Below are 17570 nucleotides of genomic sequence, written 5' to 3'. Positions count from 1 at the left end.
GATGAAGGTCGTGATTCGAACGGATGCTTCTATTAAAATTGGTAGTGGCCACGTCATGCGTTGTTTAACCGTGGCGAAAAAACTACGTGCTGAAGGTTGTTATGTGAAATTTTGGATGGAAAATCTTGAAGGCAACTTAATCGATTTTGTCACACAGCAAGGCTTTGAAAATTGTACAGATGTTGAACGGGCTGACACGTATATCGTTGATCATTATGGACTTGGTATTGAATGGGAGCAGATGATCCGGTCTTATACGAAAAAGTTAGTTGTCATCGATGATTTAGCACGTGAGCATGACTGTGATATATTGTTCGACCAAAATGCTGTGCCGCACTATGAGACACGCTATGATGGACTAGTGCCAGCGCATTGTGTAAAACTACTCGGTCCAAAATATTTGATTATGCGTGATGAGTTTATTGAAGCAAGACAGCAGCTAAGACAGCGGACAACTCAAGTTAATCGTTTGCTCGTATTTATGGGTGGAACAGACCCTACAAATGAAACGATGAAAATTTTAAAGGCACTGGATAGATTTACATTTGAGCATATTGATGTAGTTGTCGGAAATGGTAATCCGATGAAGGAACAAGTACAAACGATTTGTTTAACGAAAGGCTACCATTACCATTGCCAAATTGACTATATGGCTTGTCTGATGCAACAGGTTGATTTTGCGATTGGCGCCGGCGGGTCCACAATGTGGGAGCGTTGTTATGTTGGTTTGCCTTCAAGTGCAACAATTGTTGCCGATAATCAAAGTGTACCGACTGAATATGCAGCTAGCCTAGGTGTAATTATAAATTTAGGCTGGCATGAACAGGTGACTGTTGAAACGTATAAAAACTTATTAACAAATTTAAAAATTGAAGGCATGAGTAAAAAAGGCCTTCAATTGACAGCAAATAAGCAGCCAAATGCATGGCTGCACGAAATATTGGAGTTGAACGTATGATAAAAATTGGACATAAAGAGATTGGTCAACATACAAAGCCATTTATTATTGCAGAAATGTCAGGTAATCATAATCAGTCTTTAGAGCGTGCTTTACATTTAGTAGAGTTAGCCGCTGAAGCAGGTGTGGATGCATTAAAATTACAAACGTATACACCCGATACGATTACGTTAGATGTACATACAGATGAGTTTTTCATTCAAGACGATACAAATCTTTGGAAGGGCAATTCACTCTATAATTTATACAAAGAAGCGTATACACCTTGGGAGTGGCATAAACAAATTTTTGATAAAGCAAAAGAGCTAGGTTTAATAGCATTTAGCTCACCGTTTGATGAAACAGCAGTCGATTTTTTAGAAACATTAGATGTACCAGCATATAAAATTGCTTCGTTTGAAAATGTTGATTTACCGTTAATTCGCAAAGTAGCACGTACAGGTAAGCCTACAATTATTTCTACAGGGATGGCAACAGCAGCTGAACTGGATGAAGCTGTGCGTACATTTAAAGCAGAAGGGAATAATCAATTAATTCTTTTAAAATGTACAAGCACATACCCTGCAACGCCTGAAAATTCAAATTTAGCTACAATTCCACATATGCGTGAATTATTTGAAACTGAAATCGGACTATCGGATCACACTATGGGTGTTGGTGTATCAGTTGCAGCAGTAACATTGGGGGCAACTGTCATTGAAAAGCATTTTACAACTTCCCGTGCTGAAGGTGGTGTAGATTCAGCGTTTTCAATGGAACCACATGAGTTAAAAATGTTAGTTGAGGAGACGGAGCGTGCTTGGCAAAGCATAGGGAAAGTAAGCTATGGACCGACAAACGCTGAAAAGGATTCTACAAAATTCCGCCGTTCTTTATATATTGGAGAAGATTTAAAGGCTGGGGACATTCTAACAGAACAAAATATACGTAATGTCCGTCCAGGTTTAGGATTACCTACGAAATATTTTGATTTGGTATTAGGTAAAGCGATCAAACAAGATGTAAAAAAAGGAACACCACTTAGCTGGGAGCTATTATTATGAATGAATTTATTTCCTATGGTCGTCAACAAATAGATGAAGAAGACATTCAAGCTGTCATTGAAATACTTCGTTCACCATTTTTAACACAAGGACCAAAAATTGCAGAATTTGAGCAAGCCATTGCCGATTATGTAGGGACAAAGTATGCAGTGGCATTCTGTAATGGTACGGCTGCGCTACATGGTGCTTGCTATGCTGCGGGAATTGGTGAAGGTGATGAGGTCATTACAAGTCCGATTACATTTGCAGCTAGTGCCAACTGTGTACGTTATGTAGGCGGTACAGTTGTATTTGCCGATATTGATCCAGTGACTTATAATATCGCTCCACAGGAAATCAAAAATAATATTACGGCGAAGACAAAGGCAATCATTCCTGTTGACTTCACGGGACAGCCTGTTGATATCGATGAAATTATGGCTATTGCCAAAGAGCATAATCTTGTTGTGATTGAAGACGGCGCACATTCACTAGGCGCAACATATAAAGGTCGTAAGGTAGGGACAACTGCCGATATGACGATGTTTAGCTTCCATCCAGTAAAGCCGGTGACGACTGCAGAAGGTGGTATTATTGTAACGGACAATGAAGAGTACTATAAGAAGATGTTACAGTTTCGCAGCCACGGCATTGAGCAGGTACCCTATTCAGCTGAAAAGGGCGGCTGGTACTATGAGATGAGGGAGCTTGGCTATAATTATCGTATGACGGATTTGCAGGCAGCACTTGGCGTGTCACAGCTAAAGAAGCTGGATGCATTTATCACACGTCGTCAGGAAATTGCAGCTATGTATACAGAGGCTTTTGAGGATGTTAACGGAATCATAGTACCGAAGCAACTAGCTAACACGGAATCTGGTTGGCATCTATATATGGTGCAGCTTGAAAATGTGGATCGCAAGCAAGTTTTTGATGCAATGCGCAAGGCAAATATCGGCGTACATGTACACTATATACCAGTATATTGGCATCCATATTACGAAAAGCTAGGCTACAAGTATGGGCTATGTCCTGTAGCTGAAGCTTGGTATGAGAAGGCGTTAACGTTGCCAGTGCATCCGGGGTTAACGAATGAAAGTATAAGATTTATTATTGAAAGTTTGCTCCTGAACCTAAGAGATGATTGTTATTAATCAACTAGAATTTTCTTGATGGCTATCGAGGTAATATATAGATGATAAATTACGATTTGATGAAATTTTCTATACAAGTAAAAATAATGCAGATTGATTAACAGTTCACCGATGAAGAGCGTTATCAGAAGATATTTAATTTTATAAGAAGAAGGGTGTTTCACGATGAAGTTTAAAACAGAGCAAGAGAATTTTTGGTATGGACAATTTGGAGATGAATATGTAGAAAGAAATACAGCAAATAAGTTTTTAGCAAGTAATATTCACTTGTTTTCTAATATCTTAGGGAAAACACAGGGAGTGAATACAGTATTAGAGTTTGGTGCAAATATCGGATTGAATTTAAGAGCGATTCAAACAATTTTTCCTCAGATGAGTTGTTCAGCGATAGAAATAAATCCAAAAGCAAGAGAGATTTTAAAAGATGTAGTGCGTGTAAATGATGGGAAATTATATCCAATGTCAATTTTAGATTTTAATGAAAAGGAAGTTTTTGATTTCATCTTAATTAAAGGCGTATTAATTCATATTAATCCTGATGAGCTGAAAAATGTATACGAAAAATTATATTCTGCTTCAAGCAAATATATTTGTGTCGTAGAATACTATAATCCAACACCTGTAACAGTGCATTATCGTGGACATGAGGATAAGTTATTTAAAAGAGATTTTGCCGGTGAATTATTAGATACATATCCTGATTTAGAACTGGTGGATTATGGATTTAGTTATCATAGAGATCATAATTTCCCACAAGATGATTCTACTTGGTTTTTATTAAAGAAAAAATAATTGTATTTTTTGCACTGGGGGCAGACGCAATTAATTTTATTATCGCTCGCTCCCTTAAACTAAAAAACTACGATTTGTCAAAATGGATATACTCCTTCATTGACACTTTTTTAATATTTTCTGCATTGAGTATACACGATATACAGTAGCAAATATAGCCTTAGGTGCAACGATACTTGAAAAACATTTAGTGCTGGATATCAAATTATTTAGGGGGTATGACCTTGGACAAATTAGGTTTATTAAACAGAATTAAGTATTTATATACAGAACAAAATGTAAATATTACAAATTATCTCAAGGGTCTTTCCGATTCAGAGGGGAATTCTTTAGAAGATATTTTAATAAGTTATGATTTTCAAGCAGGTACATATACAAAAGCTTACAACGAGAATGCATTTGAGAAAAAGAAGCATTTAGAGAAATTAATTGGTGTTTTGAATAACGAACTTGAAGCTTGTGAGAGTATCATTGAAGTAGGTGTTGGAGAAGCTACATCCTTAGGTGAAATTCTTAATTCACTTAATTATAAACCCAAAAAAGTACTAGGGTTAGATTTATCTTGGTCGAGAATCAAATATGCAAATCTTCATTTGAAAAATTTAGGGGTTGGAAATCACAAACCTGTATTATTTACTGGTGATCTTTTTAATTTACCTATAGCAGACAACTCTATCGAACTGGTATACACAGTCCATGCTTTAGAGCCAAATGGTGGCAAAGAAAAAGAGGCTATTGAAGAACTCTATCGTATTTCTAGTAGGTATGTAGTTTTGGTGGAACCTTGTTACGAAAATGCTAGCGAGGAAGCAAAAGAAAGAATGGAGAAATTAGGATATGTTAAGGGGTTAAAGCAGTGTATTGAGGAATTAGGGTATAAGATAATTTTAAACGAACCTTTAGAAAATGATGTAAATCCACTAAATCCAGCTAATATTATCGTTATAGAAAAAATGGGGAATGTTTTGAAAACAGAATATGATTTATGTTGTCCAATTACTAAAACAAAGATAACGTTAGAAAACGGATGTTATTATTCTAGGGAAAGCTTATTGGCTTATCCAATTATTGATGGGATTCCGTGTTTGCTAAGTAATAATGCTATTGTTGCTACCAAAATGTTGGAATAGTAATTTTTTGCACCAGGTGCATATACAAAGAACCTTCTATTGTTTCTTCTGCAACTACTCAAATGGAACCTAGAGCAAGAGCTGTATACAGGGATGGTTCAATAAGCGGGTACGTATACACTTCTAGAAACAACAAATAACGCTAACCTAAATGAATAGGGAGGCGTTATTTGCATTGAAATTAGAAACGACTGGCAGCTATTTTACTAAATTAAATTGCTGCTTATCGAAGAAAGTAGTTTCATCGAATTTTATTACAGCCTTAAGAGTCGGTTGTATTTTTTCCTACTAAACCAAACTGATACCCAAGTCCTCGAACTGTCCGTATGAAATTTGAATGTCCTGTGTATTCTTCTAATTTTTTTCTCAAATTACTAATATGAACCTTCAATGTTCGTGTATCACCAAGACTTTCTTCCCCCCAGATAAGAGTATAAAGTTCGTGGTTATTTAATACTTTATTTGGATTTTGTGCAAGAATGGATAAGATTAGAAACTCCTTATTAGAAAGAGGTACAATCTCATCGTTCACAAAAACCTTTTGAAGGTAAAAATTAATTTTCACATTTTCAATGACAATCTGGTTGGTATCAAGGGCAGGTTTTTCATTAGTCATCAGTTGTCGATTAAATAACGGGGCTCGCCTTAAATTCGATTTTATACGAGCAATCAGCTGATGTAAGTCAAATGGCTTCGTCACATAATCGTCGCCCCCTAATTCTAGACCGTGAATTATGTCAGAACCATCATGTAAACAGCTTACAAATATGATCGGGATATTCGAAAATTTACGAATGGTTTCACAAATTTTAAAGCCGTTCATATCTGGAAGCTGCACATCTAATAAAATTAAATCGATATGGTTTGTTTCAATTGTCTGTAATGCAGCAATTCCGGTTGCACAAGAAATTGGTTGAAATCCATAACTTTCAAGTGCATCTATTAGAAATCGTTGTATATCTAAGTCATCTTCAACTATTAAGATTGTTGAATTCAAAACTCTCATCCTCCTTCACTAGTTGAACTGGAAGCTTAATTGTGAAACAGCTGCCTTTTCCTAATGTACTCTTTACTGAAATTGTTCCATCATGTTTTTTTATAATTTCGCTACAAATAGCTAGTCCTAATCCCGAGCCTTTTATTTGCTTTAAAGAATTTCCCCCTTTCATAAACCGATCAAAAATATGTGGAAGCAATTCTTCGTGGATTCCTGCTCCGGTGTCACATATTTCTATTCGAAGTATACCTTGTTCCTTTTCATGAAAATGAGGGTTCTCATAAATCAACTCAGCTTGAACATGAATATGTCCGCCAACGGGTGTAAATTTAATCGCATTATTGATTAAATTTGACATGACCTGTTCAAAACGAAAGACATCAATGTTGATAAGAATGGTTACGCCGTCCGGTACATGTTTAGGTGGGGTATATACACTGTTCAAACCAGCTTTATCGATATCATGCTTACACCGTTGATATAGATAGTCTAGTAAATAGATCGTATCCATTTCTTCGAAAGTAAACTCATATTGTCCTTCATCCATTTTTGCTAAATCTAGTAAGTCCTTTGATAAATGATTAAGTAATTTTGTTTTTTCAAATATAATGTTTAAGTATTTTTCTTGTTCTTTTGAAGGTGTCTTTGTCTGTAACAATTGGATATATCCTTGAATCGATTGCATCGGTGTTCCCAATTCATGGGCGACGGAAGAAAAGAAGGATTTACGCGATTCTTCAATATAACGTAATTCCTTATTCGTTTTTGCAAGGTCTTTCGTTCGGGTTGCAACAATTTGTTCAAGTGATGAATTTACTTCATGTAGTTCGTTTGAGAGTAGTTCAACTCGTTTAAACGCGTTCGAACTTTTCTTTGCAACAATGAGCGTTTGGACAAATAGACAGGTAAGTGCCGCAATTGGAACTAAATCAATACTTTCAATTCGTTGGTCATAGTAAAAACTATCATTGAGAATTGCTAAAGCCAAGAATAGGGTTGAGACAATACTGATCAATCCTCCTTCCCGTTTCCTAATGGTCGCGAGAATAAGAACATAAGTAAAGTAAATGAACATGAACACTAAAAAAATTTCGAATAGTCGTCTATAGTGAGTAAATATATTGGCAGGAAAACAGGTTGTTAAACTAAATAATAGACAAATAATACTTGCTACATAAATGATTTTTCTGTTTATTTCTTTCGGAAAAAGAAAAGCTAAAAAAATAAAAATAATCATGATTCCCAAATAAATAGTTAGATATTCAAGTTTAACACTGAGCTCCCAAGAGAATGTCGGAAAGAGATAGATTAATAGTATTTCTCCAACTAAAACGGTTCGCAATGAAATACTTAAACAAAGAATACCTAAGAATAGAGGAAGTGCAGTTGTTACCCGAAACAAACAAAGAGAAATATGATATAAGCCAATTGCAAAAAGGCTACTTGCAGTAATCACTTCTCTAATGACATTCACTTCTCTGAGTTTAGAGATCTCTTGGCTAGATCCGAACTTAATAACTGACCACATCCCACCTTTTCTTGAATAAAAATTCGATACTTGCATAATTACTTCAATTTCATTTGCCTGTGGCATAAAGGAGGCTATTTGTGAATAGGATTTAGGTTCCATGCTATTTCGATCTTTGCCTATCACGCCATTTTTAGCAACTAGTTCCCCATTTACATACAACTGGAAAGCAGAGGCAACAGAAGGCAGATAAAATGACAACGGTTTATTTTGATTTTTTTCATTAATTTTTATGATTAAACGATAGGTACCATAGCCTTCATTTGACAGTTTTTTTGTCCCCGTATATTCCGCCATTGACCAAATGGCAGGCGCTTGAATCCAATCTTTCTTATGTATGGTTTGTCCACTGAAATCCTCCGGCGTCAATAACTCTCCCCAATAAAACTCCCATTCCCCCTCAAGCTTAAGAACTTGATCATTAAATGGCTGCTCTTGAAGATCAAGTACTCCTTGTTTGATTTGAAGATTATCTGCACGGACCTCCCCATTGAAAAGAACAAAGGAAATGATGAAAATAGCAACTATGATTTTAAGTATCTTCTTCAAAACTGTTGCCCCCTTTACCAAGGTTAAGAAAACTTTACCTAAATTATGTAAAGTTTCCCTCCCCTTACAAACCATTTTCAATTAAACTAACAGTTAGTAACGTATTCTCATTTTAGTTTACTAGGAATTTGGGAGTTGGAATAGAGAGAAGTTATTATTTTTTAGTAAATTGGGTGGAAATGGATAATTAATACGCACGAAAGGGATGTTTCTAATATTTAGAATATAAATATTATTATAATAATTAAAAATATATCATATAAAAATAGTATAACAGTATTATCTATTTATTGTAATTTAATATGAAAGTGAGGAAAAAGTATGAAACAAAATCAATCAAAGTATGTAAAAAGTTCTGCAAAAGCTTTATTAGCAACAGTGGTGTTAGCGAGTACAGTAGCACCGTATTCAGTGCAGGCAAGTACGGAAATAACGACTGCAGCACAAGCAACAACGGCCATTAATAGTTTAGATCCAACAAAGGGTATGGATTATGTGAATGAAGTAAAAGCAATAAATCTTGCTGTTACATCGAAGAATCTCGTGTTAACCACAGCTACGAAAGTAAGTCTACTTTATCATACGCAGGCGAGTGCTGTCGTTGAAGGAATTGAAACGCTAGTTACGAATAATAGTGATATTAGTACAAAAGTGAAAACAGAGTTAGACGCAATCACAGCTGAAATTACTACTTTAAAAGCGAGCTATTCAAAGTTAAGTGCGACTGCACGCGGGTATGTTAAAAATTACTCGAAATTGACGAATTTAGAAACGGCTATCCAAAATAGAACGACTGCCCTTCAATATGAGGTGTACTTAGTTGAATTTAGATTAGCGGTGTCAAAATTACCATCAAAAACGGTGAATTTAGCAGATGTAAAAACAGGTACCGCGTTTACTGCGTTATCAGAACAAGAAAAATATTCAGAGTCTGAATTAGCGGCGATTGTAACTGCACGTGCAGAATATAATAAGTTAACAACGACTTTGAAAAATTTAGTATCAACTGAATTGGCGAAGATTGTAGCACATGAAACGCAAGCAAATTATCAAAAGACGCTTATGGCACTAATCGATACAGAAAAAGCGACAGCCTTTACCACAAAAGTCAATGCAATCAATACTAGTGCTGCAGATTATTCTACACAAGTAGCAGCGTTGAATAATGAATTAGCAGCGTTTTCTAGTGGAGTAGCTGCCTTAATTCCGACTTCAACAAAAGTAACTCTAACGTATCATACACAAGCAGCTGCTGTTGTAACGGCTATTAAAGGGTTATTAACAGGGGGCTCATTAGCAGGGACAGTAGCGGGAATTGATGCAGCGAATCAAGAAACGCTCACTTCAATTAAATCGAATGTCGATGCTGTTCGAGGAGAATATTCTAAACTTTCTTCGACTGCACGTTTATATGTAGGGAATGTATCGGATTTACAAGCATTAGAAACTGCCATTACAGCACGTCAAAATTATTTAAATAATGTAGGTGCATTAAGTGGTTGGACGGCAGCGTTTGATCAGATTAAAGGTTTAACGCCGATTTCTTTCACAGGTATCACAGGTGCTACCTTTAATGAAGCAACTAAATATACACCAACTGAAATCTCTAACATTGAAAATGCAAATACAGAATACAATAAATTAACAGCTACATTAAAACAATATGTGGCAGAAAGTCAGTCAACATTGCTGACAAACCTTGTGGCGGCGAATGCGCGACAAACTCAATTACAAGCGGATGCTAATAAGTTGACGGTGTGGAATACAGCTTATGCAAAAATTAGTGGTCTTGACGTACAGAAACTTGAAGGTGTAACAGCTTATACATTTGCTGATACAGCTGGAAATCTTAAGTATACATCGGAGCAATTAGGGTTTATTGCAGCAGCAAAAACACAATATGAAGCGTTATCCCCAGCACTTCAAGGTTTAGTACTGCCAGCTGACGTGACAAAATTAAACGACCATATCGCTGCAGCAGCTAATCAAACAGCTTTACAAACAAAAGCTGATAGTTTAGCGGCTTGGAAGGCAGCCTTTAAAAACATTAGCGGTGTTACAGTAAAGAAACTTGAGGGCGTGACAGCATTAACATTTGCTGGAACGAGCGCAGACCTTAAGTATACAGAAGAGCAGTTAGGTTTTATTGACGTAGCAAAAGTACAAAATGACGCGTTAAATTCAAACCCAGCACTTCAAGCATTGGTGCCAGCAACTGATCGTAACCTAGTAACGGACCATGTGAATGCAGCAGCGAATCAAAGAGCCTTACAAACACAAGCGGGTAGTACAACAGCATGGACTTCAGCCTTTGACAAAATTAAGAACGTTCCTGTACAGACTTTTACAGGTGTCACACCATTTACGTTTACGGGAGCAACACCACAGTATACGGCACAACAATTAACAGAAATTGCCGATGCAAAAGCGCAATATGATTTGTTAAGTACAACGCTTAAAGGCATGGTATCTACGGCAGATCGTGTAAAACTCAACAGTCATGTATCAGCGGCAACAACGCAAAAAGACTTGCAAACGAAGGCGAATGCTTTATCTGCATGGATTGCGGCCTATGACAAAATTAAGAATGTAACGGTACAGAATTTTGATAATGTAAAAGCAGCGAAATTTACTGCAGCAACACCACAGTATGATGCCCAGCAATTGTTAGATATTGCCGCTGCAAAAAAGGCATATGACGAGATAGCCCCAGCATCAACACAAACATTAGTACCAGCAGCAGATGTTACTAAATTAACTCAACATGTAGACGCAGTAGCAAAACAAACTGACTTACAAACAAAGGCTAATAGTTTATCTGAATGGATTGCAGCGTATAGTAAAATTGACTATGCTCCAGCAGACTTTACTGGCGTCACAGCAGCGACATATGTTGAAAAGTATACAACGGGAAAAGCAGACGAGATTACAGCTGCAAGAGCTAAATATACTGCGATTACAGACGCAGACCTTAAAGCAGAGATACCAGCAGCAGACGTTACAAAATTAGAAGCTCATGAGGCGGCAGTAACACGTCAAGGACAATTAGCAGCGGCACAAGCCCAATTACAAACATTTACTACTAAGCATGGTGAACTTGCGACGATTAATGGCGGTGCAGCATTGAATATCACTTCAAGCACGACTTTAGCCGAATTTAAAGACGCAGGATTCTCTAAATATACCGATGAACAAAAGACGCTAATTCGTGCAGTACGTACACTTTATACAGAGTTAAGTTCATTAGCGAAAGATGCAGTGACAGGAACTCAATTCCAATTATTGCTTAAACATGAAGCGGCACTTGCACAGCAAACGCGATTAGAAAATGAGTTAGCTACGGAAACACAAACAGCAAACCAAAATATAGCAACTACGTTTATTAATAATGTAGCAGCATTAACAACTAAAACGGTTGCATCGGAATATAAGGCAGCTGTTGACGCTTTAGACTTCGCTAGTTTAGATACAGCAGTTCAACCATTAATCCCACTCGCAACGAAAAACGCTTTAGCAAATCACAAAGCAGTAGAACCAGTTGTGACGGCAATTGCGGGGCTAACAGCAAAATCAACTGTCGAGGCTATTGACGCAACGGCTGCAGATGCTCAAAGTACGTTAGATGCAGCAAAAGGAACAGCTGTACGTACCGCGTATAATGCGTTAACGTTAGCACAAAAGGGGCTAGTATTTAATCTTAGTACTTTAACAGATTTAGAGGCAGCGATTGCAACAAAGCAAGATGCGATTACACTTGCTGTGGCGGTTAAGCCATTTAAAGATCAGCTCGCTCAATTCAAAGACCTTCCAAATGTATCAGAACTTGCAGCGAAACAATGGGATAAGACATTAACAGTTGTGGGAATTAAAGGTGCTTACTATTCAGATGTAGCAGCACAAGCTATTGCAGATGCAGAAACTGAGTATAATAAATTAACAGCGGCACAAAAAGCAGCTGTAGCAACGGAATATGGTCAATTAACAACGCACAAAGGCTATCATGCGAACCAGAAAGCTTTAATAGTGGATGTAGAGGCATATGTAGCAGCAAAATCAGCTATCGATGCATTTGAATCAAGTGTTACTGGTTTAGGAGCACCTAAAAATTTCACAGGTGTTACAACATTAGAAGGTGTAAACCCAGCTGATATTTATGATGGTGATGAAAAATCGACAATCGAAGGTTTAATTGAGGATTATACAAATTTCGGTACTAATACGAAATTTATTGACTCAACTGCGAACTCAAGCTATTTAGCGCATAAAGCAGCACTAGAGAAACAGAAAGATTTAGAGGCCTCAGACAAACTAGGAAAAGTAACTGCATTAAAAGCAAAAATCGAGGGTTGGAATATTGCCAATGTACCATTAGCTGAAATCGGAACATTTGCAACAACAGTGGCAGACGCGAACACATTATTTGGCACGCTGACTCCGGAAGAAAAAAATACAATTGGCACAGCGAATCAAACAAAATTAACGAATTACGTAGCCGCAGTTGCTGTAGTTCAAAAGATTTCAGGTTTAAAGGCGTCGGATTATGAGACTCCAACAGCATCTGCTGACCTGGCTCCGATTATTACTGCTGCCGAAAAAATTCTTAACGATGACTATACGCCTTTACTATCTTCACAAAAATTGATTGTAAGGGATGCTGTTGGTGCAAATGATACAACGTTACGTAACTATATTGCAGCAGCAAAAGCGAAGAAAAAACAATTGCTGATTGATGAAACGCTTGCTGATTGGAATGCTGCTTACGCTTTAATTAAAGACTACACAGAACATCCTTTAGCGGGAGTAAATTTTAACTATTACACAGCTGGCGAAGTAACAAACATCGAAGCTGCACGCATAGAGTATAATGAGCTGAACGCAATGTTAGACAAAGATTTTGTTAATGCAGTTGATGTAGCTCATTTACAAAAATTAAAGAACTTAGAAGCCGTTGTAGCGAAAAAGGAAGATATTGATGCAAAAACGTCAGCCTTTAAAACGGCTATGGGCTCAGTAAAGGCTGTTGCCCCAACCCCAAATGATTACACAGGAAAAACAGTAGCGGATTTTGACGGTCTGACTCAGTATGCTGATTTTGATGGTCTAAAAACGAATGTAAATGCTGCATTACAGGCATATAACAATATTCCAGCGGATCCTGCTTATTACCGCGAGTACATTCAAGGGGACAAAGATGAATTAGATAAATACAAAGCTTCTGTAGAGAAATACGCAGAGTTAAAGCTAGAGAAAGATAATCTTGCTGAGATTAATACGAAGCTACAACCATGGACAACTGCATATAACGGAATTAAGGATATTGTCTTGAAAAATTATGCTACAACAATTACTAAAGCCAATGTAGACGAATCAGGCTATGAAGCATATACAGAAGGAGATTTAAATGCCATCAAAGCGGCTCGCTCTGCTTATGATGGGTTAAAAGATGTAAAAGTAGCGGAAATTGCTGTTCAAACAAAAGTACCTACAGCAGAATATGAAGAACTGCAAAATTTAGAAAAAGATGTAACAGCTTACAATACAGCATTAGCAGCGAAGCAGTTAGATGAAAGAGATACAGTTATTGGGAATTTAGTTGCTGCAATTACTGCATTAGATGTAACTGCACCTACATTTGTTGCGGATGTTGACGCGGTACAGTTGCAATATATGAATTTACCTGCAGCGACAAAAACGTACTTTAACAGTAATAATGTAGCTGACTTGACGAAATTAACAAACTATCGAGCGATTGCTGTAGTAGCTGGCAAAGTTAAAGCATTGGAAACAGAAACTGAAATTAATGCAACGACGACAGAGACTGCGTTGAACACAATTGATTTGAAAGTAAAAGACGCTCGTCAAGCTTATACGAACTTATCAGTGGATCAAAAAGCATTATACGAAGCTGCGGGTACAGATGCGGCGTTAACAGCATTAGAAGGAGCAATTGAAGCTCAGCGTACAAAATTAAAAAATGCAGCGGCTATTGCTACTTGGACTGCAGCATATGCGGAGTTACCAGCAGTAATCGACTTCGCTGGTAGAACGTACGAAACTTTAAATACAGGAGATCTATACGTTACTGCGGATAAAGATAAGGTAAATGCATTACGAGCTATTTATAATGGTTATGCATCAACAGAAGGTTTGCAAGCATTAGTTCCTCAGTCTGAATTAGATCAATTAGTATTAGTTGAAGAGGCTGTTGCGAAACAAGTGGCATTAGAAAACGAAAGAGACATTCAACCAGCTATCGCTGCGTGGAAAGCAGCCTTTGCTAAATTATTACCAACAGCACTCTCATTTGCTGATGTAGCAGTAGAGACTTTCGAAGAAGCAACTAAATATACAGAGCAACAAATGTTAGACATTAAAGCTGCACGTGCAGAGCTAACGAACTTAGTAGGAAATGAAGCGGCATTAGCTTATATTACGGAAGAGGCGACTTTGTTATTAGAGGCGCATGAAGCAGCGGTGGTAGAACAAGAAGCGCTACAAATTGCTTATGATGCTGCACAGGCTGCTCAGTCACTAGCTAAATTTAAAGCTGACTTAGCTACAATTGATGCTGAATCTGGCACGTATATTACAGACTACGAGGCACTAGCAGCTGACTACATCAAATACAAGGACAAGTTAGAGCCAGAAGAAAAAACAATCTATGCGGATCATGGTGCAGCGATTGCGGTTATTAAAGCAATTACAACGGCACTTACTCCCGACCCATTAGCACCTGCCGATACAGTCGCGAAAGTTGAGATTGTTTTAACTGCATTAAATGCTGTCAAGGTTGACTACGAAGCTTTAGAAGCAACACCAAAATCATACGTAACGAATATAGGTACTTTAACAGAAGCAATTGAAGCGGCAGAGACGAAGAAGGTAGCGTTGGAGAAAACCGAAGCGATTACTGCTTGGACAGCAGCGTATCCAAATTTACCTGCAACATTATTCAACTTTGATGCAGAAACATACGAAACAATCGATGCTGCAATAAAATATGACTCAGCAGAGATCACTACTATTAAAGGGTTACGAACTATATTTGATGGCTATTCAGAAACAGCTCAAGGTTATGTAAATAAAGATGAGTATAATAATTTTGTAAAGTATGAAAATGCGGTTAAACGTCAAGAGCTATTGCAAGATCAAGCAGCAAAAGCAGCGGCAAATCTAAGTAAATTGACAGCTTGGAAGACGGCTTATGCAGCGTTACCAGCAAAAATTGATATGTCTGGATTGACAGTGGAGAATTTCCCAACTTATGGACCTGGCAAATACAATGCTGATATCGAGACACTAATCGACACAGCTCGAACAGAGTTAGATAAAATACAAGCAGATGCTGACGCCAAGATTTTCCTTATAGCAAACGAGGTAACAACTTTTGAGGCGTTAGAAGAGTCTGTAGCTGACTATTTAGCAGTGAAGGTAATTGTTGACGGTTTAGCAGACTGGAAAGCAGCGTACACAGCGCTACCAGCTGTTGTTGATGTTTCTAAATTAACAGTAGCGAATTTTGAAGATTATAAGGACTCATACTCAGAGAATGCCTATACACTTATTGAAACAGCGAAAAATGCGTATAATGCCTTAGATGAAGTAGAGAAACCTTATGCTCAAACTGACTTCAATTCAATTGCAGCGTTAGAAGCTTCTGTAAATAAATATTTTGAGGTGAAATTAGCCGTCGATGAATTGGCAGGATGGACTTCAGCGTATGCAGCTTTACCAGAAGTAGCTGACCCTGCTACTATAACAGTCGCTAGTTTTGAATCAATCACATATCCTGATAATCTTGCAACACTTATTAGCACAGCTGAAACTGAGTATAGTAAGTTAACTGCTGATGAGAAAAATCTTGTTTCGCTAGAAAAATTAGATAAGGCTAAAGCATTTAAGACGAGATATAAGCTAGTAGAAGCTGCGAAAGCGGAATTAGCAGGATGGACTGCTGCTTATAGCGCACTTCCACAATTATTATTAACAGATGGTTTGACAGTGGAAAAATTTGCCGAATTCGTAAGTGAAACTGGTGGATATGCTTCAGATGCGGAATCAAAAATTAAAGCAGCTCGTGACGTTTATGCAGCTTTAGGTCAAATTGCAAAAAACAGTGTAGACCCAGCAGAGTATGGAATGCTGAATACATTGTCTACATCGGTAGCTAAATACCGTGAAATACAAGCTGCTGTTGGAAAACAAGGAGCAGTGGTTGCATCGAATGAAGTGATTGAAAGCCTTAATAAAATGACGCCACAGACGATTGATAGTGCAATTGATTTGATGGCACAGTATAACGCATTGTCATTGGAGGCAAAAGCATTAATAAGTACGTCGCAACGTGTAAGTATTGTCTACTATTATAATGCAGCTGAAACGGTTCAATTAATTAATAATCTTCCTACTGTAGGAGAGATTAACGATGTAAAGACAACTGCAGAGTTAACACCATTGCAAGAACAAGTTAAAGCTGCACGTGCAAAATATGCATCTTTAAGTGCAACATCACGCTCATATGTATCAAACCTTGATGTTCTGGTTGCTGTAGAAAACGCAGTAACTGCAAAAGTACAATCAATTGCTAATGATGCATTATTAGTGAGCTGGACTACAGCAATAAATAATTTAGATGGTATTGAAGTCCTTGGCTTTACTACTATGTCACTTGAAACATTTGCCACAGCAACTAAACATGACGAAGCGGCTAAAGTAAAAATAACAGAAGCTCGTACTCAGTATAATGCACTGTCTACAACGTTAAAAGCGGTTGTTTCACCGACAAATGGCTATATTAAGCTTGTCGCATTAGAAGCTGATGTGAAAGCACAAACTGCGCTAGAAGCACAAGTAGTGACAACGAATGTGGCGGACTACACAGCAAAAGTGAATGCACTTACAGGGGGAGAAGCTGATTTTATAGAACAAGTAGCAACTTTAAATGCGCAATATAATGCAATTGTTTCTAAGTTATCCACTTCAACTAAAGTGACAGTCGCTTATTTAACACAAGCAGCTGCAGTTGTTGAAAAAATTAATGCACTTTCCATCGCAGAAGGTGCAGACGCTACGGCAATCGCTGCGTATAAAGCGGCAGTTGTTGACGCTCGTTCAAGTTATTCAATGTTAGGGTCTACAGCTCGTTCGTTTGTTAAAAATCTAAGTGTATTACAGGAGCATGAAGCGAAGGCAAAGACTTTATAAATTTAAATTAAACATCATTACGCTGTATATTCCTCTTCCAAATCTAGTTGATTTGGAAGGGGAAACAGCGTTTTTTATTAGCCGTTTACACTGGACTTACAATAGTCTTTTAAACAAGTGAAAAGGGAGTGTCCGAGAAGTAATTCTGGGACACTCCCTTTCTTACCTCCAGTCAATAGGTTTTATAAAAACAATTAATGCGAAGAGATGATTTTTTTTGTTTAGGAGGGGGTACC

Annotated in this window: 8 protein-coding genes; 6 read left to right on the top strand and 2 right to left on the bottom strand. The window is 37.5% G+C overall.

Going from position 1 to position 17570, the window contains the following annotated elements; all coding sequences use genetic code 11:
* The first annotated feature begins 1 nt into the window (after position 1).
* From pseG to AC3II9_RS01795, 5 genes are all read left to right on the top strand, one after another.
* Positions 2 to 958 carry a UDP-2,4-diacetamido-2,4,6-trideoxy-beta-L-altropyranose hydrolase gene (gene pseG / locus AC3II9_RS01815; RefSeq protein ID WP_489152779.1) on the top strand — a complete coding sequence of 319 codons (957 nt, stop codon included), beginning with the start codon at positions 2 to 4 and terminating at the stop codon, positions 956 to 958.
* On the top strand, positions 955 to 2001 hold the full coding sequence (gene pseI, locus AC3II9_RS01810; RefSeq protein ID WP_489152778.1) for a pseudaminic acid synthase: 1047 nt from the start codon (positions 955 to 957) through the stop codon (positions 1999 to 2001). The genes pseG and pseI overlap by 4 nt, the downstream gene beginning before the upstream one ends.
* Positions 1998 to 3134: a UDP-4-amino-4,6-dideoxy-N-acetyl-beta-L-altrosamine transaminase gene (gene pseC, locus AC3II9_RS01805; RefSeq protein ID WP_489152777.1), complete on the top strand. Its 1137-nt coding sequence runs from the start codon at positions 1998 to 2000 to the stop codon at positions 3132 to 3134. The genes pseI and pseC overlap by 4 nt, the downstream gene beginning before the upstream one ends.
* A gap of 165 nt (positions 3135 to 3299) precedes the next feature.
* Positions 3300 to 3926, top strand: coding sequence for a pseudaminic acid biosynthesis-associated methylase (locus AC3II9_RS01800; RefSeq protein ID WP_489152776.1), 627 nt, complete (start codon positions 3300 to 3302; stop codon positions 3924 to 3926).
* 224 nt (positions 3927 to 4150) lie between these two features.
* The gene (locus tag AC3II9_RS01795) at positions 4151 to 5056 is read left to right on the top strand and encodes a methyltransferase domain-containing protein (protein ID WP_489152775.1); all 906 of its coding nucleotides are present in this window, start codon (positions 4151 to 4153) and stop codon (positions 5054 to 5056) included.
* A 262-nt stretch (positions 5057 to 5318) separates the two neighbouring features.
* Here the strand turns inward: AC3II9_RS01795 and AC3II9_RS01790 are convergent, their stop codons facing one another.
* Together AC3II9_RS01790 and AC3II9_RS01785 are read right to left on the bottom strand one after the other, a co-directional pair.
* On the bottom strand, positions 5319 to 6053 hold the full coding sequence (locus tag AC3II9_RS01790; RefSeq protein ID WP_489152774.1) for a response regulator transcription factor: 735 nt from the start codon (positions 6051 to 6053) through the stop codon (positions 5319 to 5321).
* A complete protein-coding gene (locus AC3II9_RS01785) occupies positions 6028 to 8130 on the bottom strand; it encodes a sensor histidine kinase (protein ID WP_489152773.1) in 2103 nt (700 codons plus the stop codon). Before AC3II9_RS01785 ends, AC3II9_RS01790 begins: the two co-directional genes overlap by 26 nt.
* A 321-nt stretch (positions 8131 to 8451) precedes the next feature.
* Between AC3II9_RS01785 and AC3II9_RS01780 the strand changes: the two genes are divergently transcribed.
* Positions 8452 to 17334, top strand: coding sequence for a hypothetical protein (locus tag AC3II9_RS01780; RefSeq protein WP_489152772.1), 8883 nt, complete (start codon positions 8452 to 8454; stop codon positions 17332 to 17334).
* The last annotated feature ends 236 nt before the right edge of the window (positions 17335 to 17570 follow it).

This window comes from Lysinibacillus sp. RU7 (assembly GCF_057837305.1).
This window is presented reverse-complemented; position numbering and strand designations above follow the sequence as displayed.

What these genes read in the sequence shown, in the direction of transcription:
- pseC (WP_489152777.1), top strand. Translation starts at nt 1,998, where the DNA reads ATGAATGAATTTATTTCCTATGGTCGTCAACAAATAGATGAAGAAGAC.
- AC3II9_RS01800 (WP_489152776.1), top strand. Translation starts at nt 3,300, where the DNA reads ATGAAGTTTAAAACAGAGCAAGAGAATTTTTGGTATGGACAATTTGGA.
- AC3II9_RS01780 (WP_489152772.1), top strand. Translation starts at nt 8,452, where the DNA reads ATGAAACAAAATCAATCAAAGTATGTAAAAAGTTCTGCAAAAGCTTTA.
- pseI (WP_489152778.1), top strand. Translation starts at nt 955, where the DNA reads ATGATAAAAATTGGACATAAAGAGATTGGTCAACATACAAAGCCATTT.
- pseG (WP_489152779.1), top strand. Translation starts at nt 2, where the DNA reads ATGAAGGTCGTGATTCGAACGGATGCTTCTATTAAAATTGGTAGTGGC.